The 24,437-nt window shown below is 51.3% G+C and carries 17 protein-coding genes and 2 pseudogenes; 7 read left to right on the top strand and 12 right to left on the bottom strand.

Annotated elements, in window-relative coordinates:
- Nucleotides 1-265: 265 nt before the first annotated feature.
- The 3 genes and pseudogenes from VJY99_RS05915 to VJY99_RS05910 form a co-directional block, all read right to left on the bottom strand.
- On the bottom strand, nt 266-3,094 hold the full coding sequence (locus VJY99_RS05915; RefSeq protein WP_324117150.1) for a diguanylate cyclase: 2,829 nt from the start codon (nt 3,092-3,094) through the stop codon (nt 266-268).
- A 574-nt stretch (nt 3,095-3,668) separates the two neighbouring features.
- Nucleotides 3,669-3,782: pseudogene (locus VJY99_RS19650) on the bottom strand (IS3 family transposase); the annotation flags it as partial.
- Nucleotides 3,772-3,891, bottom strand: a pseudogene (locus VJY99_RS05910) (transposase); the annotation flags it as partial. The pseudogenes VJY99_RS05910 and VJY99_RS19650, both read right to left, overlap by 11 nt.
- A gap of 427 nt (nt 3,892-4,318) precedes the next feature.
- On the opposite strand from VJY99_RS05910, the gene VJY99_RS05905 reads away from it, so the two are divergent.
- The 5 genes from VJY99_RS05905 (at nt 4,319) to VJY99_RS05885 (ending at nt 12,837) form a co-directional block, all read left to right on the top strand.
- Nucleotides 4,319-6,316, top strand: coding sequence for a diguanylate cyclase domain-containing protein (locus VJY99_RS05905; RefSeq protein ID WP_324117149.1), 1,998 nt, complete (start codon nt 4,319-4,321; stop codon nt 6,314-6,316).
- Between the two features lie 270 nt (nt 6,317-6,586).
- Entirely contained in the window at nt 6,587-7,009 is a 423-nt protein-coding gene (locus tag VJY99_RS05900) for a cupin domain-containing protein (RefSeq protein WP_324117148.1), read from the top strand.
- A 97-nt stretch (nt 7,010-7,106) separates the two neighbouring features.
- The gene (locus VJY99_RS05895) at nt 7,107-7,595 is read left to right on the top strand and encodes a histidine phosphatase family protein (protein WP_324117147.1); all 489 of its coding nucleotides are present in this window, start codon (nt 7,107-7,109) and stop codon (nt 7,593-7,595) included.
- Between the two features lie 378 nt (nt 7,596-7,973).
- Nucleotides 7,974-11,225, top strand: a complete 3,252-nt coding sequence (locus VJY99_RS05890) for a diguanylate cyclase (RefSeq protein ID WP_324117146.1) — start codon at nt 7,974-7,976, stop codon at nt 11,223-11,225.
- A gap of 79 nt (nt 11,226-11,304) precedes the next feature.
- Nucleotides 11,305-12,837 carry an EAL domain-containing protein gene (locus VJY99_RS05885; RefSeq protein ID WP_324117145.1) on the top strand — a complete coding sequence of 511 codons (1,533 nt, stop codon included), beginning with the start codon at nt 11,305-11,307 and terminating at the stop codon, nt 12,835-12,837.
- 129 nt (nt 12,838-12,966) lie between these two features.
- Here the strand turns inward: VJY99_RS05885 and VJY99_RS05880 are convergent, their stop codons facing one another.
- From VJY99_RS05880 to bcsE, 9 genes are all read right to left on the bottom strand, one after another.
- The gene (locus VJY99_RS05880; protein WP_324117144.1) at nt 12,967-14,037 is read right to left on the bottom strand and encodes an ABC transporter ATP-binding protein; all 1,071 of its coding nucleotides are present in this window, start codon (nt 14,035-14,037) and stop codon (nt 12,967-12,969) included.
- On the bottom strand, nt 14,030-15,799 hold the full coding sequence (locus VJY99_RS05875) for an iron ABC transporter permease (protein ID WP_324117143.1): 1,770 nt from the start codon (nt 15,797-15,799) through the stop codon (nt 14,030-14,032). Before VJY99_RS05875 ends, VJY99_RS05880 begins: the two co-directional genes overlap by 8 nt.
- Nucleotides 15,800-15,866: 67 nt before the next feature.
- A complete protein-coding gene (locus VJY99_RS05870; protein WP_324117142.1) occupies nt 15,867-16,955 on the bottom strand; it encodes an ABC transporter substrate-binding protein in 1,089 nt (362 codons plus the stop codon).
- Between the two features lie 176 nt (nt 16,956-17,131).
- Entirely contained in the window at nt 17,132-17,830 is a 699-nt protein-coding gene (locus tag VJY99_RS05865) for a response regulator (protein ID WP_324117141.1), read from the bottom strand.
- 12 nt (nt 17,831-17,842) lie between these two features.
- A complete protein-coding gene (locus tag VJY99_RS05860; RefSeq protein ID WP_324117140.1) occupies nt 17,843-19,474 on the bottom strand; it encodes a sensor histidine kinase in 1,632 nt (543 codons plus the stop codon).
- 123 nt (nt 19,475-19,597) lie between these two features.
- Nucleotides 19,598-19,825, bottom strand: a complete 228-nt coding sequence (locus tag VJY99_RS05855; RefSeq protein ID WP_324117139.1) for a hypothetical protein — start codon at nt 19,823-19,825, stop codon at nt 19,598-19,600.
- Nucleotides 19,826-20,145: 320 nt separating this feature from the next.
- Nucleotides 20,146-21,828: a cellulose biosynthesis protein BcsG gene (bcsG, locus tag VJY99_RS05850; RefSeq protein WP_324117138.1), complete on the bottom strand. Its 1,683-nt coding sequence runs from the start codon at nt 21,826-21,828 to the stop codon at nt 20,146-20,148.
- Complete coding sequence (gene bcsF / locus VJY99_RS05845; RefSeq protein ID WP_324117156.1) at nt 21,821-22,012, bottom strand: cellulose biosynthesis protein BcsF; 192 nt, start codon at nt 22,010-22,012, stop codon at nt 21,821-21,823. Before bcsF ends, bcsG begins: the two co-directional genes overlap by 8 nt.
- Before the next feature lie 2 nt (nt 22,013-22,014).
- Entirely contained in the window at nt 22,015-23,577 is a 1,563-nt protein-coding gene (gene bcsE, locus VJY99_RS05840; protein WP_324117137.1) for a cellulose biosynthesis protein BcsE, read from the bottom strand.
- A 200-nt stretch (nt 23,578-23,777) separates the two neighbouring features.
- Here bcsE and bcsR point away from each other — a divergent pair, with 200 nt between their 5' ends.
- Nucleotides 23,778-23,963 carry a cellulose biosynthesis protein BcsR gene (gene bcsR, locus VJY99_RS05835; RefSeq protein ID WP_324117136.1) on the top strand — a complete coding sequence of 62 codons (186 nt, stop codon included), beginning with the start codon at nt 23,778-23,780 and terminating at the stop codon, nt 23,961-23,963.
- A 12-nt stretch (nt 23,964-23,975) separates the two neighbouring features.
- A partial coding sequence (locus tag VJY99_RS05830; protein WP_324117135.1) for a cellulose synthase operon protein YhjQ/BcsQ occupies nt 23,976-24,437 on the top strand: 462 nt, incomplete at its 3' end.

Raw genomic sequence — 24,437 nt, 5'->3', positions numbered from 1 at the left:
TCATGGTCAGCCATCACCCTCGAGGGTCCTTTCGACTAAGCTCATCGACTATGTTGCAAAGGAGACACAAAACGTGCGCTTGCGAGCGGTATCTCCATAACCTGGTAAATTGGTGAGTGGAGTGGCTTTAGAGAGCTACACATTGACGATGGGCCAATGTGTGGTCATGTTAAATATAAAAATAAAGCAACTACATGTATTTATAAGTCACGATAAAAAACAGGTAGTTGTTTCGGTGTCATGAATGCTGTTCTTGTGGCGGCACCTAAGCACAAAAGACCTCCACAGTATTTCTGCCATTCTTCTTGGCCTGGTACATCGCTTCGTCGCCAAAGTGGAGTAAATTCCGCACATTATCCGTCTGGTCGGGGTACAACACCACACCAATACTCGACGAAATATTCAGTTCCACGCCATCGTCCATAATGAAAGGCTTTTCAAGCGCAGCCCGGATTTTCTCGGCAACCAGCACGGCTTCTTCTGCATTCTGGGTATCGGGCAGAAGAATGACAAATTCATCGCCACCGAGACGTGATACGGTATCGGACGTGCGCAAGACCGCGCTCATACGTAATGCGACTTGCACCAGCAACCAGTCACCGGCCTTGTGCCCATGCTGGTCATTGACTCCCTTGAACTTGTCCAGGTCGACAAAGAGAAGCGACAGCTTTCGATGTTCCCTTTTCGCCAGGGCGAGCATTTGGCCAAGTTGGTTTTCCATCATCCTGCGATTGGGCAAACCAGTTAACTGGTCGAAGAATGCCATCTTTTTGATGATATCCTCAGCGGCCTTCCGCTCGGTAATGTCGCGTGTACAGCCAATTATGTGAGTGGGTCTGGCGTCTTTACTCAGCATGATAGTGCCCTTGACCTCTACCGGGACCACATGGCTATCCTTGTGTAAATGCTCCAGCTCTAACGTAAAGAAACGACCCATCAGGTCACCTTCTCTAATTCGTTGCAGACACTCCTTTAAGGTCTTATTTACTAGGCGCACCGAATCTGACGACACCATATCCTCCAGCCGCTGCTGAAGTATTTCTTCTGCCGTCCAGCCACGTAGCCGTTCAGCGGAGGGACTGACATAACTACATGTTAAAAATGGATATTCCATAACCCAAATCAGGTCGTTGCTGTTTTCTGCTATCAGACGATACAGGGCCTGGCTTTTCTGCAATGCATCGGCCATGCGTGAGCGTTCAATGGCTATCTGAGCGAGTCTGGCGTAGTCCGCCAGCAACACGAGATCATGGGCATCCGGTGCAACAAGTTCCCGCTGATACAGGTTGAAGACACCGAGGACCATACCTGCATTGTTTTTGATGGGGTGAGCCCAGGCCGCATGAAACCCTAGATCGAATGCTGTTTTATACACCGTGGCACAGCGGGGATCGGTGGTAACATCCTCGATAATAACGGTTTCACCACTGCGAACGGCTGCCGTAGCCGGGCCATTCATCTCATCAACTGGCAGGTGTGCCGTAGCGCGAAACCATGATTCAGGTATATTGGGTGCAGCACAACCAGTTAATTCTCTGCCATTATTGGAAACTAATAATACGGCACCGGACATACCGGGACGATAGTCATCGATAATACGTAACATAGCGTCGAACACCGCAGGCAAAGTCGCATTCTGTCCCAGCATCTCAAGCACCTGATTGTTCAGTTGCAGGGAATGATAGTGGGTTGCTAGTGCTTTCTCTGCGGCTTCACGGGCGATGGTTTGTTGATGTAACTCGGTTACATCAGTCGAAATACCGATGAGAGCCGGAGGTAGGCCCGCAAGGTGTACTGGCACCTTGATTGAGGTGTAGTAGTGGGTTTCGCCATCCGGAGTGGTGACTATTTCTATCTCGCTTTGCTTGCAGTTCGAAGTAAATACATGACTATCCATGACCCAGAAATCATCGGCCACCGACTGCGGCAGGATTTCACTGTCCAGACGGCCAGTGATCTGTTCAGCGGGCAAACCGAACAGAGCGGCAGTCTTTGCGTTGGCGTACACGAAACGCCGCTCGCTGGTCTTAAAATACACATAGGCATCCACGGTATCGAGGATCAGATTCAGCAATTTGCGCTGCTGGTTATGCTGTTGGAAAAATCTCAGAAGCAGCCACTGCAGGACACACATACCAGCAAACGCCAATATAGAGAAGGCGACCTGGAGTCGCCAGTTGAACAGGTACTCGTCTTTACTTGCAGCGACGACTTGCAGCCACTGGCCATGGTGCAACGGGGCCATCACGACCAGCCGTTCCACGCTATCTAGCGAAGACTGATAAGACTTCACCTCCGGTCCGTATCGGGTATCCTTGAAGGACAAGGGGCTGATGACCTGCGATGGCACTGTCTTCATCTCGGCGGAATTTCCACCATATGTATAGCGATATAACCATTTGTGTGTGCGTTGATCTATAAAGCCCAGGATACCATTTTTACCCAGATCGAATCCTCGTGTGATATCCGTATTGAGCAAAGCCGACAGGCTGTGCAGGGAGGTAAAACCAACCACCGTGCCCAATGCATGTCCGTCTGTCGATTTGATTGCCCGGTACACCTCGATCCCTCCCTCGTCGATGTCGAGTTTGCCTGGACGATGAACAAAAAAGGCGTTGGACTCGGCTCCGCTATTGTGGAAATCCTGGTAGATGGGGTAGTCTCTGAATGAATGTGTCGCCAGCACGCGCGGCGGTAGGGCCGATTCCAACGGTACTACGGAGCTAGTGTCAACGATGTTGCCATCGGGAGTCAGTACGGTGACAGTATCCAGCCATGCCTTTTTTACTTCCGTTTGCAGTTGTGCATGTAGATCGGTACTCCCGTCCCCCATGTCCTGCATGGATTTACCTATTAAGGTGAGCTGATAATCCCGCGTCATCCTGAGCTGCTCAATGCTGCGCAGATGCATTGACGATACGTTTTTAAGGCTTTGCACCACATCAGTTTCAATCCAGCGGTGTTCCAGATACAGATAGCCTCCTGCACAAGCCCCCTGGACCAGCAGAGCCAGTACCAGTAGCTTGCGCTGGGCGGAATGGCTGGAGAACAACGAGCCCAAGAAAGCGCGCAGACGTGCAAAAGAAAAATTCATATAGGGATTCTTTTAAATCTGGACCGGGGAAATACCCCAACCTCCGTGAAATATGAACACTACCAGTGACAAGGAATGCTGACTTCAGCCCCGCCCCGGATGAGTGGTTGATTAACATCATAAACACACTTTAATAGTAATGGTATGTGTCCAATAGCACGGTGTTGAAGAAACAGAATTTCTGACCATAATCGTGTTCGTAACATAACTTTCCCGGTAATATTCGGTAAAGTTAGCGGTATTTCTTGGTGAAATACGCTTCACTGTGTCGCTGCCAGCAGTCACATTGGCTACAACAACCCCGTTGTATGGCGCTCGATAGACTCTTTTTCATTTTTGTCTTCTGGCGGGGAGACTCTGCAACTATTCCCGGGCACCATGGGAAACATCAGAATAATCAAAGCAATAAGCAGTGTCGTGAAACCACCTACGGGTGTTTTTTTTATGCCTGAGATATGCGTCCTGTGCATATCCTGTGCTCACGGGGTGCAATGAACCGCTCACCAGAGCCAAGTAATTCAAACCCTCATGTCCTTATCTCCAGCATAATGAATACAGCAGAGTAGAGGGAGTTCCCCCGCCATTCAATAACCTGCTCTAGAGTGCGTTTCACCCGGCTTGACGGTAACGAAAAGTCCACCTCGATTGCCAGGGCTTCGCGGTTAAAATCATCAGCACTTGTAAAAACTGGCATTGCTTATGCCATGCTCCCGGCACAGTTCAGACACGGCCGTTCCGGCCTCAGCCTGCTTCAGAATGGCCATGATTTGGCTGTCGGTAAAACGCGAATTTTTCATAGGAATCTCCTCAGTTCAGATGACGAGAAAATTCTACTTATGAACACACTGCTTTTTCGGGGGGATTACCGACGTATTTTTCTACAAAATAGATTTAAAAAAGAATTCACATCAGCTTATTTAGGCAATGGATCACTTTCTGCGTACCAATTGAGGGTTACACTGGTACCCCACCGCCAGCTTGGGGCTGGCCGTGTTGAAGTCGAGTGACCAGACTTCAGCGCCCTGCTCGAACTTGTCGACCCTGCCATGTAACCCGCCAAACAATCGGGGCGTGACCGCATCATGTCGACATGAACGCATTTTTGCATCATCGAGTACCGAAACAGCATCAAAACAAGTGAGAGAAAAATTTTTGCAATACCTACCTGACTCTACTATCCCTTCTGCCGCGCTCCGTTTTACCCTCAGTAAGAAGATCGGGGTTGTGTTTCTGACACTGTTGCTGCTTGGGCTTGGCAATAGCGTCATCGTTAATACCATGTTTGCGAAATTTAGAAGTTTTGATGAAACGATGCGTATTGTAGGCTCGCTGCGATTCCTCGGTCATAAAATAGCGCTCAACAGCAGCGCAGCTTTGAATGGATGGTCTCCCGGCAAGGAAGCTGCGCTGTCCGACATTGCGCAATATGAGGACGCACTCAATGCGCTGATGCACCCAGGAGCCGATGGCAATCAGGTGCGGCAGATGACAGCACCACAACGGGCCAAATTGGAAGAAATAAGCGTCGACTGGCACCATCATCGCGAAGAACTCGAGTCGACACTACGACGCAGCGGTACCTCCCGTTCAGATACAAGCCGGCTTATTGTCATGCTTGCCGAGAATACGGAACATTTGCTCGAGCACGTCCAACAGCTGATGGAGTCTCTGATAGGGGAGATGCATCGTGAACAGGAACACGAGCTCAAGATCGCTTATCTGTTATTGGTGTTGGACATATTGTTGCTGGGTGGTGTGTGGTTGCTGGTCCGGGTAGGTTTCATCCACCCCTTGCTTAGACTCGCGCAGGGCAGTCGCGAACTGGCGAACGGCAACTATCAGGTACATATCGAACACCGGTTCAATGATGAGGTAGGGCAGTTGGCGAATGCCTTCAATCACTCCGCACAACAGATCGGCACCCTGATTGGCAACCTTGAGCAGAAACACCTGGATGTACTGCGGACTAAAGCGATGTTTCGCGGTGTGGCTGAAACGTCAGCGGTCGGCGTCTATATCATCCAGGACAATCAGTTCGTATTTGCTAACGCCAAAATCGCGCAGATGTTCGGTACTGAGCTGCCTACGCTCCTTGAATCGCTGAGTATATTCGACCTGATTGCGGAAGCTGATCACGATCGGCTCAAAACCAATACGCAAAAGCGCCTGGATGGCATGAACGAGGGCTTGGCTAGCGAATACCAAGCTCGCAGGAGAGATGGTTCGCTGTTCGAACTGGCGATGTACGGTTCGAGCATGTCCCTCAACGGGCGACCGGCGATGATCGGCATCACCATGGACATCACCGAGCGCAAGCAGGCGGAAGCCTCGATGCGCATGGCGACCATGGTGTACGAAAGTTGTAGCGAAGGCATGGTCATCACCGATGCCGGCGGCCTCCTGATGGACGCCAATCCCGCCTTTACCAGGATCACCGGATACAGCAGGGAGGAAGCCCTCGGTCACCCCATTAACATCGTGAACTCCGGTCGCCACGACAAGGCGTTCTTCCTGGCGATGTGGGGCGCACTCAATACTGGCGGCCAATGGCAAGGTGAGATCTGGAACCGCCGCAAAAACGGCGAGGTATATCCGCAGTGGCTCACGATTAACACATCCTATAATCAGGATGGTTCCGCCCATCGCAGGGTTGCACTGTTTTCGGATATTACCGACAAGAAGAAGATTGAGGATCTGGTGTGGAGGCAGGCAAACTTCGATTCACTGACGGAGCTGCCTAACCGTATGATGTTCCACGACCGGTTGGAGCAGGAAATCCACAAGTCTCACCGGACTGGCCTGTCGATGGCGCTGATATTCATCGACCTTGACCACTTCAAGGAGGTCAACGACACCCTCGGACATGCGGCTGGGGACCTTCTTTTACAGGAAGCCGCGCAGCGCCTGAACAAATGTGTGCGCGAAATAGACACGGTAGCACGGCTAGGTGGGGATGAATTCACCATCATCCTGGGAGAACTGACTCGCCTCACCGATGCCAATCGCATCGTGCAAGATGTTCTGAAAAGCATGGCTGAACCTATTATGTTGGGCGATAAATTTGCCCATGTATCGGCCAGCATCGGCGTTACCTTTTATCCGAATGACGCCACTGAAATTGACAAATTGCTCAATAATGCAGACCAGGCGATGTATGTGGCCAAGAATCTGGGACGCAATCGTTACTCTTACTTCTCGCCCCACTTACAGGAAGAGGCGTAGATGCTGTAGCGGCGGTTGGCAGCTGGCGGTTCGCAGAGGAGCAGCCTCGGGTGTAACCTTTCTGGTCAGAGGCCAGATCTCCTGTTGGAAGTACTGAACCGCTGGTAAAAGGGATGAGCCAGAACGGACCCCAGATGGAAAATATGTCAGCTATACTCGGAACAGTCTTAAGCATTTAGCAAGACAATTCACTTCGTGCCGCTGCATCAGTAATTGAAATGTCAGCCGCTACCAATGACCATCCTACGACTTAGTTGATAAAGGAGTCCCATGGCTGCTGAAATCAAAGTTGGCCAACTGAGTATCAACTACATCCTCGATGGAGCTGATACCGCGAGTCTGGGCATGTTTGAACTGACCGTACCCGCAGGTTCGAATGTTCCTCCGCCACACAGCCATTCTAACAACGAAGAGTGCGTGTACGTTCTGGCGGGAACACTTCGATACACGGTTGGGGTTGAGACACGCGATCTCGCACCTGGCCAAAGCATGAGCACACCAAAGGGCGTTGTTCACGCATTCTCGAACCCATTTACCGAGACGGTTCACGCCCTCATCGTTCAGTCACCGGACATTGGCGCCCAATACTTCAGAGATGTCGCTGCCGTGGTCAACGCAGGCGGGCCACCAGACAAAGCGGCCTTGCTATCCGTCATGTCCCGTTACGGGCTTATTCCTGCCGCGCCGAAGTGACACGAGTGGTTTCTCTAAATGCAAAGGGACGCTGTGGTGTACCCACAGCAAAGAAGAAGAGTCGATGCCAGCAAGGGCGGATATCGCGGAAGAGCCAATGAAAAGAACTGTGTTCCTCATTCGTCATGCGAAGTCGAGTTGGAATGAGATTAGCCTGCCCGACAGGGAGCGGCCGCTGGCCAAACGCGGTCAGCGTGACGCTCCCATGATGGGAAGGCGACTGGCAAGCGATAAGGTGAAGCCTGACTTGATCCTGTCCAGCCCCGCATACCGGGCGTTGTCGACGGCGCACATCATCGCCGAGACACTCGATTACCAGAAAGGCATTGTCATCGATGAGCGGATGTACGCCAGCAATACCGAGACCCTGTTAGCGGTGGTAAGTGGACTCAGTGACGACTTGAAGTGCGTGATGCTCTTTGGCCACAACCCTGAGTTCACTGAACTTGCCCATCGACTGTCCCACAAGCTAATCAGGATGCCGACCTGCGCGGTTGTCCAATTCACCTTCGATGCGGCGTCATGGTCAGCCATCGCCACCCTGAAGCCCGATAGAGTCCTATTCGACTATCCGAAGAGGAAGTAGGGAGGTACGCCCTCGGTCGCCCCGGCGTGTGGCCATTAACCTGTCCATTGATGTCGACCGGCTTGCAAACAATGGGGTTGTGGTGCTGAAAACATGAAGATCCCTGCCAGTCGTGGGGTGATTATCTCATTAAGTTTGGCAAAGGCCATAGCGGTCGCTATACAACACTCTGCGTAACCGTGCCTTGGTAATCCCCTCATAGTGTGAAAGCAGGCTTGTACATATCCTAGGTGTTAGTATGTATTTATAATCCATCTTAACAACTCAGCCAGATCGGAGCTGAAACCCTATTCATCAACCTTTCTTGTCACTCATGGCGTTCATTCGTCCAGCGCGGGTGATGGATTTTTACCGAGCTGGATTTAACGGAATGCTGATATGAATTTTTCTGTTGCGCGTCTGCGCGCTTTCTTGGGTTCGTTGTTCTCCAGTCATGCCGCCCAGCGCAAGCTGCTGGTGCTGGCGCTACTGGTCCAGGGTGCCTGTGCGACGGGCTACCTGATTTTTGAGCGCAACTGGATTGAAGCGGATGTGATCCAGAGCCTTAAAAACGTGTCGGCGATGCATCAGCGCAGTTTTGACCAGCTCGAGACGACGCTGGGCTATCAGCTCACCTTGATCGGCAAATCCATGCAGGATATAGAAGACGGTAAGACTGAGCCGCTGGCACTGCATGCTGTGCTGCATAAGGAAGTGAATCAGGTATGGCTGGATATTGTCACCGTGCTGGATCCTGATGGCAACATCGTCAACATTGATTCTAAAGTGCCGCTGGCATTGGCCCAGCAGCTAAGCGTGCAGGCGACGCGCTCCTTCAGGGATTTGCCCGAATACCGGGCTTTCCGCGATAGTGGGGCTGAGTCGACCAGTTTTCTGGTTTCCCGTCCGAACACCCCCGTACTGGGTGGCGGGGGGCTGGTGACGTACCGGCGGGTGACGTCTGTGGACGGCTCTCCGTTGGGCATGGTCGTCGCCTTCAGTAGTCTGCGCAGCCTGTCGGCGTTACTCAATGCCGATACCGTACGGGGGTTAGATCTGGGCAAAGATGGTCTCCTGGACTTTATCGATCAACACAGCCATAAATTGTTATATCGCTATCTGTATAACGGGGAACCCGCCGCGATGAATACCCTGCCATCGCAGGTCATCAGCCCCTCGTCTTTCCAGGATACCGGCTATGGAACGGATGTGAAATTCTATCGCTCGCCGGTGGATGGCCTGGAGCGGTTGAGCGTGCTGTCCCAGATGCACCATGGCCAGTGGCTGCAGGTGGTGGGTGCCAGCAAGGACGCGTACCTGTTCAACTGGCGTATCCAGGTGATTTTTTCCGTGCTAGCGTTTGCCGGCATCGGTGTCCTGCAGTGGCTGTTATTGGGTTTTTTCCAGCGAAACAACCAGCAGCGCACGTTCCTGGATCTGGTCCTTGACTCTGTGGATGCCTGTGTCTATTTCAAGACCAGCGAGCGGTACTTCGCCTACGTCAATGCGAAGACCGCCGCCCTTTTCGGCCTCTCTGCCGAACAGATCATCGGTCGTCGGGACAGCGATGTTCTGCCGCAGAATATTGCCGATGATTTCTGGGCCACGGATAACCAGGTACTCACTTCGGGCAGCAAGCACAGTTGCACCGAAATTTTTGTCAATAAGCAGGGGGAAACCCGTTACTACTCATCGGTCAAGGTACCGGTGCAATTGCCGGGTCAACTGCCAGCGCTGGTGGGTATTTCCACCGACGTAACTGAGTTACAGAAACAAACTCTCGCCCGTGCAGCCGCTGAGAAAACGCTGGCAGCGCACAACCACTCCCTGTGGCTGAACAACCAGGTACTGGAGAAACTGGGCCAGAATGCCACTCTGCCTGAGGTATTTGATGCCATGCTGCGCATCATCGATAACTATCGTCCTGGCATGTCTGGCGCCGTATTTTTGGTTTCTGACAATGGCAGGGACCTGACTGGCTGCTCCGCACCTAATTTGCCTGAGGCGTGGCTGGAGGTGACTGCGCGGCTGCCCATCGCGGAGATGAACGGCGCTTCGACGGCGGCGGCTCGCAGTGGTGAAACCGTCATTGTGGAAGATGTGTCTACCCACCCCTGTTGGGCGGCAGCGCGTGAAAAAACGCTCAGCCTTGGGCTACGTGCAGCCTGGGCCCAGCCCATCAAAAACAGTGAGGGTAAGATCCTCGGTATTTTTACCCTGTATAAACATGAGCCAGCGGAACCGGATGACCATGATCTCGTCCTACTGGCCGACTACGCCCGGATCGCGCAAATGGTCATTGAGCGTGCGCGACTGGCCGGGGCCCTCCAGGAAAGCCAGGCCCTGTATCGTCTGATAGCAGAAAACAACAACGACATGATCTGGGTAATGGAATATCCGTTTTTGAGCTGCAGCTATGTCAGCCCTTCAGCTGAACGGATGCGCGGCTGGACGCCAGAAGAAATACGTGATCAGCCGTTTGAAGATATGGTGTCACTCGATTCGGTGCACCTGGTGCAAGAAACTCTGCAGGACTGTATGCGACGTATTGACGTAGGCGACCTGACGGGGCGTTTCTTTACCATGGAGCTGGAGCATTTGCACAAGGATGGCCATGTGTTCCCGGTAGAAACCAGGGGCACCATCATGCTGGACAGCGACGGCAGACCCACTCACATCATTGGCAGTACTCGCGACATTACCCAGCGGAAAGCCGCGGAGGACGCTCTGCATCAGGCCCGGGAAGAACTCGCTAACCAGTTATTGCTTGCGCAAACCCTCATCAATGCCATTCCCAGCCCTGTTTTCGCCAAAGACCGTGCCGGACGCTATCTGATGTGTAACAAAGCGTTCGAGGACTACTGCGGAAGGCCACGCGAAGAAATACTCGGCAAAGATGGCTTCGATCTTTGGCCACGGGAAATGGCGCAAGCCTGCTTCGAGGCAGACAACAGCTTGTTCAACAACCCGCACGCCCAGGCGTATGACGCGAAGGTATTGCATAGCGACGGAACACAACGGGACGTCGTGTTGAACAATGCTATATTCTGTGACAGCCACAGCAAAGTGGCGGGCATGATTGGCGTCGCTATGGACATCACGGAGCGTAAAGCGGCGGAGGAAGCCACCCGGACCATGGCGTTATTCGATCAACTGACCGGACTGCCCAACCGCCGGATGATGGAAGACCAGCTTGACCAGATGCTCACAGTGGCGAAACGGGAGCACCGCAAACTGTCATTGCTGTTTGTGGACCTGGACCGGTTCAAGGCGGTCAATGACCAGCATGGGCACAAGACCGGCGACTGGTTGCTGGTGCAGGTCGCATCACGCATGAGGTCTGTCCTGCGCGCCACCGATATCGCCTCACGTTTCGGCGGCGATGAATTTGTCATCCTCCTGCCCGATGCCCACCGGACAGAAGATGCTGTTCTGGTGGCGGAGAAAATCCGTGCTGAGCTTGAAAAAACCTTTGTCATGGAGAATGGCGTGGAGCTGGAGATTTCGTCGAGTATTGGTGTGGCGATGTACCCCGGCCAGGCGGAGAATGTACGCGACTTACTGCACTCTGGCGACGAGGCCATGTACTGCGCCAAGAACAATGGCAGGAATGCAGTGGAAGTGTTTGGGAGCCCAGCCCGGAAACAGTAACGACGGGGCAGTGCGCTGATTCTTATGACAAACATGGCCATTTTTTACTGTTTTTATCGTTTAGCTTACGGGGATGTGTATGCCGTATCGAGTCTTTAAGACACGTCTGTTTAACGTCCAACTGGGGCGCGCCATCGTCGTTAGCCTGCTGTGTATCATACTGGGATATACCGTCACGTTCTGGCAGGCCGTCTCGAATACTACGCAACAAGCCAGGACTCGCCTGCAGCAGGTCCAGCAGAAAGTGGATCAGACCCTGGATAGCGCCCAACAGGTCGCCATGACCCTCACTGAGGAGTTCGGCAAACCTTGTTATGCGGTAGAGCCGCTATTGAGGATGCTGTTGACTGTCTCACCGGATGTACACAGTATCAATCTGGTCCATGGGGATAACATCTATTGTTCTTCCCTCTACGGCCCCGTTAAGGCTCACACCACTTTCGATAATTACACGAAGGGTCAGCTCGTTCTCATAAGGGGCTATGAGGGGCAACCGATTCTGCCGCTTATCATCTATCGGGTGGTTGTCGGTAACAACAGTATTGTGGTGAAGCTTTTTGGCGAGCATTTACTCTCTGAGCTCGACGTGTTGAGTGGGGGGGCATCCATGAGTCTGGTGGTTGGGCGGCAACGGTGGCAGGCCCATAAAACGCCAACTGATCAAGACTTTCCCCTTGAAACGCCCGGTTATCTGGAGTCGGCATCGTCAAATTACCCATTTCGGATCATCACTAAATTGTCTCCCGCTGACTATATGGACAGTATCTGGCGATTTTCTAAAGTCAGCCTGATAGCCTGGTCTCTCCTGAGTCTGTTGGCTGGCGTTTGGGTGTTCAGAAGAAACGGGTGGATAAACTCGCCGACGACGGAGTTGCGACGGGCGCTGGATCAGCGGGAGTTTGTTCCTTACCTCCAGCCGGTAGTGTCCGGGGAAGATACTCACTGGACGGGCTGTGAGGTCCTGATGCGCTGGCAGCATCCTCTCGAGGGTGTGATCCCGCCGGACCGGTTTATCCCACTGGCTGAAGATAGTGGCCTCATCATCCCGATGACCCAGGATCTGATGAAGCAAGTGGCTGAACAGTTTGCCCCTCAGGCACATCAGTTACCCAGGGAGTTTCATTTCGCCTTCAATATCAGTGCCCATCACTGCAAGGATTTTAGCCTGCTGGAGGATTGCCAGACGTTCATCCATGCCTTCCGACACAACCCTGTCAAACTGGTACTGGAATTGACTGAACGGGAACTGCTGGTAGCCAATGAGGTCACCGACAAACTGTTTGCCGAACTGCACAAGCTGGGGGTGTTAATCGCGCTTGATGATTTCGGCACCGGTAATTCCAGCCTGAAGTACCTGCAGGACTTCAGTATTGATGTGCTCAAAATCGACAGGAGCTTCGTCAGCATGATTGGGACCGGTGCGTTTTCTGCTCACATCGTCGATAACATCATCGACCTGGCAAACCGATTTGGTCTGAAACTGGTGGCCGAAGGCGTCGAGTACGAGGTGCAGTCTGCCTACCTGAGGGCGCGTAACGTGACCTTCCTGCAGGGCTATTTGTATGGCAGACCCATGCCGATGGCGGAGTTTATCAGCAAGATACCCGGCTGACGTCATCTGGTGTGATAAACCCAGGATAAAACGGGCATATACCTTATCCGGCGAGCCGGAATTACTGAGCATCCATCCCATGAAGCGCCTATCACAGAGGCAACCGCTTATAACGGTTGCCTCTGTGTTTTAGGATTTAGGGAAAATCCAGACATGCTTCTCAGGTAATGCCAGATGGCAATGTTGTGGCTCTCGAACCTCACTACCGTAGGCGCGGATGACAAAATCATCGCCTGACGTACGGAACAGATATTCCCAACGGTCACCGAGATACATACTGGTTAACAGCGGCAGTTCAAGCTGGTTTTCTCCCGGCCCGTTCACCAGTGCCACTCGTTCCACGCGAATCACAGCGGTAGCTTCTTGCCCGAGTTGCACACCTTCACCTGCCATCCCCCACAACGCCCAACGACTTCCTTCAATGCGTGCTTTACCGTCGCGTACTTCAGTCACTTTACCGTGCAAACGGTTATTACTGCCCATGAACTCTGCGGTAAACAACGTTTTCGGCGAACCGTACATTTCCTGTGGTGTGCCTTGCTGTTCGATTTTGCCGTTGTTGAGAAGCAAAATACGGTCAGAAATCGCCATCGCTTCGTTCTGATCGTGCGTCACCATCAACGCGGATAAACCCAGTTTGATAATCAACTCACGCAGGAATACCCGGGCTTCTTCACGCAACTTGGCATCAAGGTTTGACAGCGGCTCATCAAGCAAAATAACCGGTGGGTTATAAACCAGCGCCCGGCCAATCGCCACACGCTGTTGTTGCCCACCGGAAAGTTGATACGGATGGCGTTTCCCGAGATGCCCAAGACCAAGCTGATCCAATACAGCTTGCACCCGCTGAGTGATTTCAGCGGCAGAGACTTTACGAATCTTGAGCGGGTAGGCCACGTTCTCAAACACGGTTTTGTGTGGCCACAATGCATAAGACTGAAACACCAGCCCGAGATTACGCTCTTCAGCCGGGATCTCACTGCGCGGGGTGCCGTCATACACTTTGTTATTGCCGATGATAATTGCACCCTGTGTGGGCTTTTCAAGCCCAGCAACAGCACGCAGCAAGGTCGTTTTCCCGCTACCTGAAGGTCCGAGCAAAGAAACCACTTCACCGCGTTTCAAATTCATGGAAACGCCTTTCAGCACCGGGTTGTCGCCGTAGGTTAAATGTAGATTGTCGACCGATAATTCAATCATGTAATTTGACTCCAAAGCGAAGGGCAATACCCAGACCCACTACCACCAGCAGGATGTTAATAAACGAAAGTGCCGCGACAATATCAATGGCGCCCGCGGCCCACAGAGAAACCAGCATCGAGCCGATGGTTTCAGTCCCCGGCGAAAGCAGATAAACCCCCGTTGAGTATTCGCGTTCGAAAATCAGGAACATCAGCAGCCATGAACCAATCAGACCATAGCGCGATAATGGAATGGTCACGTGGCGAGTAATTTGCCCACGCGTGGCACCGGTACTACGAGCGGCTTCTTCCAACTCTGGCCCAACTTGTAGCAGCGTTGAAGAAATCAAGCGCAAACCATACGCCATCCACACCACGGTATACGCCAGCCAGACACTGAAAATGGTGCTGCGCAATGAACGTAACCACACCACCAGGTTATCGCGCAGCCATTGCGACCAAGGTATTCCGGAAAGCCAGCCGGTTTTAAGCGCGTTATCAAGCCACATTGGCAGGAACAGAAACACCCACAAGAATGCAAGACCCGCCAACAAGCCAGGAACCGCGCGAGGTACCAGCACGCTGTAATCGAGGAAACGCGTGATGTTGTCAGGTTTGCGGTGCATGGCGATGCCGATAAACAGGTAACAGGCTACCGCCAGTGCGCCACCAATCACGCCAATGGCCATTGAGTTGACGATGGCACGGAGCAGATTCGGTTGTTCCCAGATACTGCGGAAAGTATTGAGCGAAAGCTCATCCCAAATGGAAACACCCACGCCCCAGTTGGAGATAAACGCACGAAGTACGACGCCCATCAGTGGAACGCCGATGGTCACCGTCAGCCAAAATGCCACGACCACACCTGCCATCCAGCGCCATTTACCCAAAGGTAATGCACGAGCCTGCGATGCTTTTCCTTTGACGGTGACGAAACGGTTGGCAGTGCGCATCAGGCGACGTTGCAACATCACCAGCGGGATAGTGATACAAATCAGCACCACGGCAACCGCTGCCATCAGATGATATGACGGCGTACCGAGTTTATTGGTTAACTGGTACAGATAGGTCGCCAGCACCATGTTGCCTTCCGGGTCACCCAGCACCAGCATCAGGCCGAACACTTCCAGCCCGAGAAAGAACAGCAAAACCGAAGCATAGAGAATGGACGGGCGCACCATCGGCAAGCTGACTGCCGTCATCACCTGCAATGGCGACGCCCCAGCGGTACGTGCTGCTTCTTCAACATCTGAACCCACACTGCGCAGCGCTGAAGAGATATAAAGATAGGCGTGCGGAACGTGCGTCAGGCCGGCGATAACCACGATGCTCGACATGTCGTAGATATTCCACGGCACGAAACCGATAATCGCCTGCGCCCAAAGTGAGAAGAAACCTACGGGACCTGCGGCAACGACATAACCAAAACCCAGCACCATCGGTGAGACAAAAATGGGGACCAGAATCAGAGGCTCAATCAAACGTCTGCCGGGTAAATCGGTACGTACCATCAGGAATGCCAGAATACCACCAAGCGGAATGGCGATAATCACCAATCCGAATGCCAGAATAAAACCGCTTTTTAGCGCCTTGTAAAAATCCGGGTCGGTAAAAATGAAGGCAAAAGATTCGAGGCTCCACTCCTTTGACGGCGCAAAGAAGGGTGCGGAGAGAAAACTTTGTATCACGATGAACGATAGTGGGATGTAGATAACCAGTGTCGTTATCAACACCACAATACCGCGCGGCAGGCTTTGCCACTTTCTGAGCAATGCACTCATGTTACATCCCTACAAATCTGCGAAATGAGGCAACAGTGGGGGAGGCGCATGACGCCTCCCATAAGTCTTATTTAGCGGCGGCGGTACGCCACTCTTTGATGTAATCCAGGCGTTTTTTAGGCTGCAGATACTCAAGCAGGCTTTCATCAACCGGGATAGGTTTGAGCGCATTCCCTAGCATTTTAGTCAGGCCATCAATGTCGTTTTTGCCTTCGATATCGTTGCGAATTGACGGAATGTCAGCCTGATTGGCAAGAATACTTTGCCCTTTTTCAGACAGTACGTAGTCCAGCCACAGCTTCGCGGCGTTGCCGTTTTGCGCTTGCTGACTGATGAAAGAAACGCGTGACAACACCAGGGTGTAATCCTTCGGATAAGAGATACCGAGGGAGGGATCGTTCTTGGCACGCGCTTCGGCGTAAGAACCCAGAATGTTAAAACCAATCAGGTTTTCGCCGGAAGACACACGTTCCATCATGGTGCCAGTAGAAGACTGCACCGCTAAACCGCCTTTAGCGACGTCAGCCAGGGTTTTGAAATAATTCGGATCGGCTTTGGAATCCTGCACCGAAAGCATAAAGCCAATACCCGATTTCTCGATGTCGTAAGTGGTGACTTTTTTACTGAATTTGTCAGTCTGACTGGCGATGAGTTTCGCCAGTGCGGCATGTGAATCCGGTACTTCGTTCGCCGGGATCTGACGTTTGTTGTAGACAAACACCACTGGCTCATAGGTTGTGCCATAGGCTTTGTCTTTCCACATTGTCCATTTCGGCAACTGGCCCTGCTCTGGGGATTTATATTCCTGAGCATAGTCGACTGCCAGTTTCAGCGCGGTATCCATGGAAGAACTCCAGACCACGTCACCACTCGTACCGCCTGAGGCTTGTTCGCTGATATAACGGTTATACAGTTCGGTACTGTTCATATCGTTATATTCAACTTTTATACCCGGATAAGCCGCTTCAAATCCCTGGATTAGCGGGGCAGCGGCTTTGGTGTCGGTAGTGGAGTAGATAACCACTTTCCCCTCTTTTGTCGCAGCATCGACGACTTTTTGGTAATCAGCAGGATAGCCTTGAGGTAAAGCAGATATGGCAGATGACGACATGATAACAGCGGCAGTAATCAGAGAGATGCGTAATTTATTGGACATTATTTTTAACCTTCTAGTTACATTTGAGAAACCGAAGGTCAACATAACGCAAGCAATCTTTCAGGCAATGGGGGGATTTTGTTATCTTCGTGAATTGTGATTCGGGGCTTTTATTAGGCAATTAACACCATTAAAACCACGGAAAGTGCATGAATGCAGGGGGCGAAAATGGACCATTAAGTCCCGATTTTTTTGCGGTAAAACCGTCGTGGATGGCCTATATTCCCATACTGCATCTCAACCACGACAAACCCCATTTCCACGCAGTACTCCAGGTAACGTCGACACGTCGTTTTACTGATCCCAACTTCTTCCACCACGTGTTCCACAGACCAACTCGTCTCTGGTTTCGCCGTAAAAATACGCTGCACCCGCTCAAGCGTAATGGGTTCAATCCCTTTGGTTGACGAGGTAGACGGAGTATTGATGGCGGGCAGATTAAACAGCCTGTCCAGCGCGGTCTGATCAACGACTTTCACATGATTCATTGTTTCCACTAGCTGCATAAAACGTTCGAGCGAACTGCGCAGGCGGTGAAAAGAGACCGGCTTGATGATGTAGTCAAACGCGCCACTGCGCATAGCGTGGCTACAGGTTTGCATATCGCTTGCGGCGGTGATGAAAATCACTGAGCAATCGAAGCTTTTCAGCAAAGGGCTATCCATTAAGTCCACGCCCTGACCGTCGGGTAAATAGTTGTCGAGCAGCACCAGTCGTGGTTGATGTAATTCCAACAGGGTACGCGCCTGTTCAAGTGTTGCGGCAATTCCCACCACGTTCAGCTGAAAATTTTGTTCGATAAAATCACGATGCAAACCGGCGAGGTACGGTTCATCTTCCACGATGACAATATCGAACGCGCTGCTTTTATTCATGCTGTTGTCCTGTTAAACACTGGCCGGGAACGGGATAAAAACAGAAAATATCGTACCTTGCGGTGTGTTGTCTGTGACTTCGATACTGCCGCTAGCCTGATGGACATATCCCGCGACCAGATACAGCCCGATGCCATGATCTGAACCTGCCATTTCATGAACCTTTGAGGGTTTGCTGGAGACGCCTTGCTCAAAAATATGCGGTTTTAGCGCACTATCAACGCCCGCGCCTTGATCGGCGACTTCAATCAATAACTCCTGATTTCGGTCCGAAATATATAGCTCCACGGGTGCTGAATGTTGTTGGGCATTCTGTGTGGCATCGACGGCGTTATCTAAGAGATTGCCAATAACTGACATCAGTGCTGTTTCGCTGATACTCGCGGGAATGCGACTGAGTTGACAGGCCGGATCGAACGCCAGCTCAACCCCTTTTTCCCGTGCGCTGACGAATTTGCCCAATAATAGACCGCACAAAGCCGGAGAGGTGAAGCGTGTGGAGACAAAATCCAGCACCGCTTGCGCGCCTGCGGATTGTGCTTGAATGTAGCGCAGCGCATCATCATAACGCTGCATTTGCAACAGACCCGCAAGTGTTGCGGTCCAGTTCAATTGTTCGTGGCGCATGATGCGCAGGTTGTCTGCGTAGCGTTTGACTTGGCTCAGTTGGCTACTCAGCGTGTTAATGTCGTTTTTGTCGCGAAAGCTAAACACCCAGCCCCTTTCAGCACCGGGTTTCAGTTCAATAGGCACACGGTTGACGATAACTTGCCGCTGATTTAATACGGTGATTTGGTCGTGGAAACTGTGGTTTTCGGGCATGCCGCTTTGCGTGAAAAATGTCGGCGGTGTTTGTATGACCTCCTCAAGCGGTTTCCCGATGAGATCTTTTTCAGGCTGGTGAATATCCAGTAATTCCCGCGCAGTGCGGTTAATTAAAATTAGTTGTTTTTCGGCGTTAACCGCAAATATCCCTTCATACATCGCTTCCAGTAACGCTTTTTGTTGCAGCACCAACTGCGCAATATCTTTTGGCTCCAGCCAGAACATTTGCCTTTTCACGTTGCGGGTAAACATCCATGAAAAAATAAACAACAGGATTAACAGCAACAGGCCGTATAACCCCGCTTGCCAGAGCAGCCGAGAATTAATATTAGCGATATAAGAGGTGAGGTAGCCGACTGAAACAATGCCGATCACCTGATTATTGGCATTGAGGAGGGGAGCCTTGCTGCGCAAAGAGACACCGATTCCCCCCTTACGCATAGAAATAATGGTTTTCCCCTGCAAAACCTCTGCGTTATCACCGCCAATCATCGGCAGATAAAGGAGTTTAGGTGATTCTGAGTGATATAAACGCCGCTCATGCACATCACCAATCACAATATAACTGGCATCACTTTGATTACGTAACGGTTGGATTATGCGGGCAATGCCTTGTACGTCACGGCTCGCGACTTTTTCTGCAAGCTCTGGCATCAACGCAATTTGACTGGCCTGAACGCGTGCGCGTTGCCCAAGGTCGCGATGCTGTTGGCGGTCAATAACATGAAATAATATTGTGCCCAACAGGGCCAACAACAGGCAGGAAAATCCCACCAGCGATAAAAAAAGTTTCACCTGAAAAGGTAATCTGCGTTTCATAGAGCCTGCTGCGCGAATGCTTTTTGAAGCAAAACCGATTTATTCAACAACGCCTAACATCATCATTAGCGTGAAGATATTGGGGAGACTAGCCCTCAGTCGCCCCTGGTCAGGAATTGAAATTTAAAACACTTTTGATGAAAAATCGGTTTTTACTTCACTTTCTATATAGGTATTCAGACCCCAGCCGGCACGTGCCAGCTCTTTCATTTTTTCCAGATGTTCCGGCCCTGGATGGCGGATATCGTAGAGATAGACGTGATTATTCTTAAAACGGACTTTCATCGAGTTGGCATCAATCTGGAAGCTGACGACCGGTGAATCACCGCTTTTGTTGGCGTAATTTTCCATACCACATCCTTTTAGCTAAGCCTAATGTCTGGCGAAGTTATCTATTAACCACGTCCTGCGTTCTCATACAGGGTAATGGCTCACGATTTGCGTAACAGACCTTAAAATAATTGTGCAGGAACCTGTGGATGGGCAGACACCAGAGCAGGAAACAAGGCCAAGAACCTGTGCAATTTGCATAAAAAATCCGGAAATGAAGAACATTTCCGGATTTTTACACAGCAACTGGATCGATCAAGTGATCTTTAATTGGTCGGTATTACACAACCAGCGTGCCGGTTTAATCAAAACAGGCGACTAATGCCCCCTGACAGTTAGCGTTATTGCGGGTAAGGCACCCAATCACCACCGCTAAGACGCACGTATGGTTTGCCTTGATACTGGATAACAATCGCACCCGAGTTCTCAGACACCGCAGCGGTTTGAGGCAAGTTTTTCGTCAGACTTCCCCAGTCAACTTGGTCGGCAACGAAGTTCTTACCATCCACTGAACGTGCGACCAGTTCAGAAATCGCCAGCATACTGCTTGGCTGGTTGATTTCGATAGCGTTGCCTGTATGCGGGGTTTTCATCCCGATGAATTTCACCCCAGCAGGGACCTGCGTGATAGCCGGGCTTGGAATGTCTCGTAGTCCGGATACCTGCATTTTGTCGCCCTGTAATGCAGCACCGTGTTCAGGTAAGAGGACCACCATCACTTTACGGCCTGATTTTTCGAGATTGGTTAAGAACGCATCTAGTTCATTAAACAACTTCTGCGCGCGAACCTTGTAGTCGGCAGGTTTATTGTTGCCAGGATAGCGGTTGCCGTCGTGCAGCGAAATCAGGTTAAAGAATGTTGCACTGCGTGCGTTACCTTCACGTTCCTCACCTTCAATCCAGCGGTTTAATACCGCCGTATTATCGTAGATTGGCGAGTTATCAAATGACAGTAAATCAGTCGGTAAACCTACCTGACTCATCAGCGGAGCCTGTATGCCACCGTTTTCACGCACTTCTTTAAGGAAATCACCAAATAGCCCGTTATGATTAAGCATCAGATGCTGGCTGAAGCCCAATTTTGTCAGGTTTTCAAACAGGTAGCACTGGGCGCCCGCAGTCTGATAGAGATTTTTATGCGACGGCTGTCCGCAGCTTGCTCGCAGCAGGCGAATTGCCGCAGGGCCGCTGTAGGATGTGCCGGAATGGAAGTTATTGAACACAATATCAAAGTGTTTCCACAGAGGATGTGAACGTAAACCTGCCGCATCGATATCCGACCAGGACAAGGAACAGATGTTAATGACCAGCAACTCAAACGGTTGTGCGTCCGCCGGAAGCGTGGCTGGGAACTGGGTGACGCGTTTCGCCTCACTGGTGTAGAAGCTGTTCAGCCATGCGGTCAGGTTCTGTGTGGTTGGCGGTGCGGTCTGGGCTGGAATATCGCCTGGAACAGGAGCCAGATCAGCGGTGCTTGCTTCCGTTGCGGTAGCGGTTGAGCCTGCGGTTGCAGCAGTCGGTGCCTGAGCAGCAGTAGGGAATAAAGAAATAGCTGGGCCAGAAATTGTCAGCACATTCAGCCAGATCAGCGCCGCGACGACAAACACCGTGACTCGCACCCATTGGGAGATAAACAGCCAGGCGACTAACAGGACAAACCCTGCGCCGACCATCTGCCAATTAATGAAGCGGGTTACTAAATCAATCAAGTAATCCATACTAAAGCCCGCAAGCTGCGAGCCTTGGTCCATGATGCTTTGTGGCCCTGGCAACCAGGTATCATGCCAGAACAAGCCTATCCCGATGGGCAGTGCAATCCAGTTGCGCAGACGATGCAGTTTGAGGTTCGGTAGCGGTAGCAGTAAGAACGCGACAAAAACCAGGTTCGCCAGTGGGTGGAAGTTGAGATAGCCGGCCCACAACAATCCAAATTTCAACAAATAGTAGTAGTTCCAGCCGCCGAGGCCACGCCAGTATTGCCAGGAAGAGGCGAGCGGCGATGCCGCCTTAGCTTGATTAGTCATGTCGATGGTTTGCCTTGACAGAAGAACGGCGCAGCGTACCGGCCGATTTGACGTAACGTGGTTTTAAGAAAAGAAGCCGAATGATTGCCTTCACGCGGGGCAACCAATGATGTATGTAGTATCCCAGCGGAATGAAAATCACCGCGCACAGCAACACCAATTGAATGATGTCGGTTATGTTCATCATTATTGTGCTTGCTCCAGTTTGGTCGTGATCAGAAGAGTGGTCGGTACTGGAATGCGCCGCACGACTTCTCCGTTGCGCTTAGCATTGCGAGCTTCATCTATCTCGACGGAAACGGCCAGCGGTCGAGTCCATTTTTCCAGGGGCATTGTCTGCATCTGGACAAGTTCTGCGGCTATCTGGTTATCTTCGTACCACATCATGCGATTTGAGAAAATATCTTCCACCGGCAGCGGGAAAATATGTTTAAGCGCAGTATCGAGATCATTAATTCGGCAGAACGATAAAAACAGTGTAAGGCGGCCTTCGCTGACAGTGACGATGTCCCCAATGCGGTTAGTACGGCACAGCGTGAGTGCCTGTTCAGCGCGTAGCCCAGGGGCAGGACGTAAAGCTACCATCACACCTTTGCCATCTTCTGGCAGTAAAGTGTTGTTCATCAGCGATGAGACAGCGCTACAGAACATGTCCCAGGACTGATAACCGCGTAGTTTAAGCGGTTGCATCTGTTCAATAAGTACATTGATGTCTTCGGGGACATGGCGGCTGAATTGTTGCCCCTGTACGCTTTCGATCATCGTCAGGCTACGCGAGAGTAGAGTATTCCACGGGATAATCAGCGTTGCGCCACAACCCAGAAGCAAGCGTTCATCGGTCGCCCGCAGGCTGGCGGAGTTTTCACGCACGATGAGTTTCAATGCGCTTCCGCGCTGACGGCGCAGGGCATGGATTTGGCGTGAGATACTGTCTATTTGGTTGCTTTTGGAAAGCGAGAAGATAACCGTTGCGGCTTGTCCCGTGCGGGCGGCTTCGAAAAGCGCTTCGTTACTTTCAAACAGCTGCCAGTACTCTGATAGCGGCGGAGCACCTTCCAGAATGGCGTCATGGCTTAAAATCTGCTTTTCATCACTGCGTGGCTGCGGGACGCTTTCGGTGGATTCCACGAGCTGCCAGTTGCCGTTTCGCCAGCTAATATCCAGCTGCTGCTGGGCGCTTACGCCCTTTTCGTTACACCAGAAAGAGACATCATAGCGGTGAATATCACCTTGAAAACGCAGGCTGGCGAGGCCGTTCAGCGTTTGATGCTCGCTGACTAATAATGACCGTTGTTTATCACTGTTATTCCCGGAGTTAAGGAACAAAAGGGTACATTTATAGTGTAGAGCCCATTTTTTAATGTTTGTAAGCCAGTGGCGTAATTCTTCCGCAGAAGTATTTTCCCACGCATTTTCTGAACCCAGCAATAAAAATAAATAATGTTCAGGATTAATACTGCACATCAAATCACGGCGTAAATATTGTAGACTATTTTTTGAATTTGGCATGTGGAACAAACGGATTCTTTGCGGACCGTGACCGTCCTCTAATTTAATGAGTGTCTGAGGTTCTGCCTCCATGGTAATGACAGCAACTTTTGCAAGGTCATGTTGTGATGCAATCGTTTGATTTAAAACACGTATTGCATCTTCATGCCGATCAACATTGAGCCACCACACACCTCCGGCTGGCATGTGTCGTAATTCGTCCCACAATGAATGGATGCCGATTGAAAATATAGGATCCATGGCGTCCCCTTGATGATAAATTTGTTTGTATGATACTTTACTAGCGAAACCTAGGAAATAAAGCCTATATTGAAAATAAACAACATTGATTTTAGCATTATAAATCAAATTTCATTTTCCGAACGTTTCCCCTTATCCTTCCTTGTGGATAAGATCTAAGGAACGACAACCATACTGCACGTACGGGAAAGACAACTAGAATGCATGAAAAAGAAGTTGAGAATGCTCAGGAAAATGCGCTCGTTTATGCTTTTCAGAATGATTTTCTGGTGCTAAGCAAAGCCTTTTCGCTACCCGAAATAGATTACACCGATATAGCACAGCGGGAGCAATTGGCTGCAGCGTTAAAACGCTGGCCATTACTGGCAGAGTTAACGCAACAATAGGGAGTCGGACTGATGCCGCTCATTGGGTTACAAGGATTGCGTGGTGGCGTGGGAACGACCTCTCTCACCGCAGCACTTGGGTGGTCTTTACAACAACTGGGCGAATCCGTGCTAGTCGTTGATGCCTCCCCGGATAATTTGCTACGCCTGTATTTTAATATCGATTTCGCACATCCTGGCGGCTGGGCGCGTGCGCTACTGGATAATACAGACTGGCACACAGCTGCCTGGAGTTACACCCCGCGCTTGGATGTTCTGCCTTTTGGGCAGTTGAACTCAGTGGAACGCTTGTCTTTACCTTCCCACGAAAAAACGCTTGGCCATTTCATCCACGCGTTAGAAGAACTTAAATCAAGCCAGCGCTATCAATGGATTCTGGTGGACTTCCCTCATGGTTACGATGCCCTTACACGTCAACTGTTAAGCCAGTTTGATAATGTATTGACCGTGGTTAAACCGGACACCAATTGCCAT

Source organism: Buttiauxella sp. (assembly GCF_035271705.1).
Lineage (GTDB): Bacteria > Pseudomonadota > Gammaproteobacteria > Enterobacterales > Enterobacteriaceae > Buttiauxella.
Note: the sequence above shows the minus strand (reverse complement) of the source record. Positions and strands in the feature narration are given on the sequence as shown.

Bases quoted from the DNA above. Each gene is read 5' to 3' on its own strand.
- VJY99_RS05885 (WP_324117145.1), top strand. From the start codon at position 11,305: ATGCCGTATCGAGTCTTTAAGACACGTCTGTTTAACGTCCAACTGGGG.
- VJY99_RS05915 (WP_324117150.1), bottom strand. From the start codon at position 3,094: ATGAATTTTTCTTTTGCACGTCTGCGCGCTTTCTTGGGCTCGTTGTTC.
- VJY99_RS05855 (WP_324117139.1), bottom strand. From the start codon at position 19,825: ATGGAAAATTACGCCAACAAAAGCGGTGATTCACCGGTCGTCAGCTTC.
- VJY99_RS05865 (WP_324117141.1), bottom strand. From the start codon at position 17,830: ATGAATAAAAGCAGCGCGTTCGATATTGTCATCGTGGAAGATGAACCG.
- VJY99_RS05900 (WP_324117148.1), top strand. From the start codon at position 6,587: ATGGCTGCTGAAATCAAAGTTGGCCAACTGAGTATCAACTACATCCTC.
- bcsR (WP_324117136.1), top strand. From the start codon at position 23,778: ATGCATGAAAAAGAAGTTGAGAATGCTCAGGAAAATGCGCTCGTTTAT.
- bcsE (WP_324117137.1), bottom strand. From the start codon at position 23,577: ATGGATCCTATATTTTCAATCGGCATCCATTCATTGTGGGACGAATTA.
- VJY99_RS05860 (WP_324117140.1), bottom strand. From the start codon at position 19,474: ATGAAACGCAGATTACCTTTTCAGGTGAAACTTTTTTTATCGCTGGTG.
- VJY99_RS05880 (WP_324117144.1), bottom strand. From the start codon at position 14,037: ATGATTGAATTATCGGTCGACAATCTACATTTAACCTACGGCGACAAC.
- VJY99_RS05875 (WP_324117143.1), bottom strand. From the start codon at position 15,799: ATGAGTGCATTGCTCAGAAAGTGGCAAAGCCTGCCGCGCGGTATTGTG.
- bcsF (WP_324117156.1), bottom strand. From the start codon at position 22,012: ATGAACATAACCGACATCATTCAATTGGTGTTGCTGTGCGCGGTGATT.
- VJY99_RS05870 (WP_324117142.1), bottom strand. From the start codon at position 16,955: ATGTCCAATAAATTACGCATCTCTCTGATTACTGCCGCTGTTATCATG.
- VJY99_RS05890 (WP_324117146.1), top strand. From the start codon at position 7,974: ATGAATTTTTCTGTTGCGCGTCTGCGCGCTTTCTTGGGTTCGTTGTTC.
- bcsG (WP_324117138.1), bottom strand. From the start codon at position 21,828: ATGACTAATCAAGCTAAGGCGGCATCGCCGCTCGCCTCTTCCTGGCAA.
- VJY99_RS05895 (WP_324117147.1), top strand. From the start codon at position 7,107: ATGAAAAGAACTGTGTTCCTCATTCGTCATGCGAAGTCGAGTTGGAAT.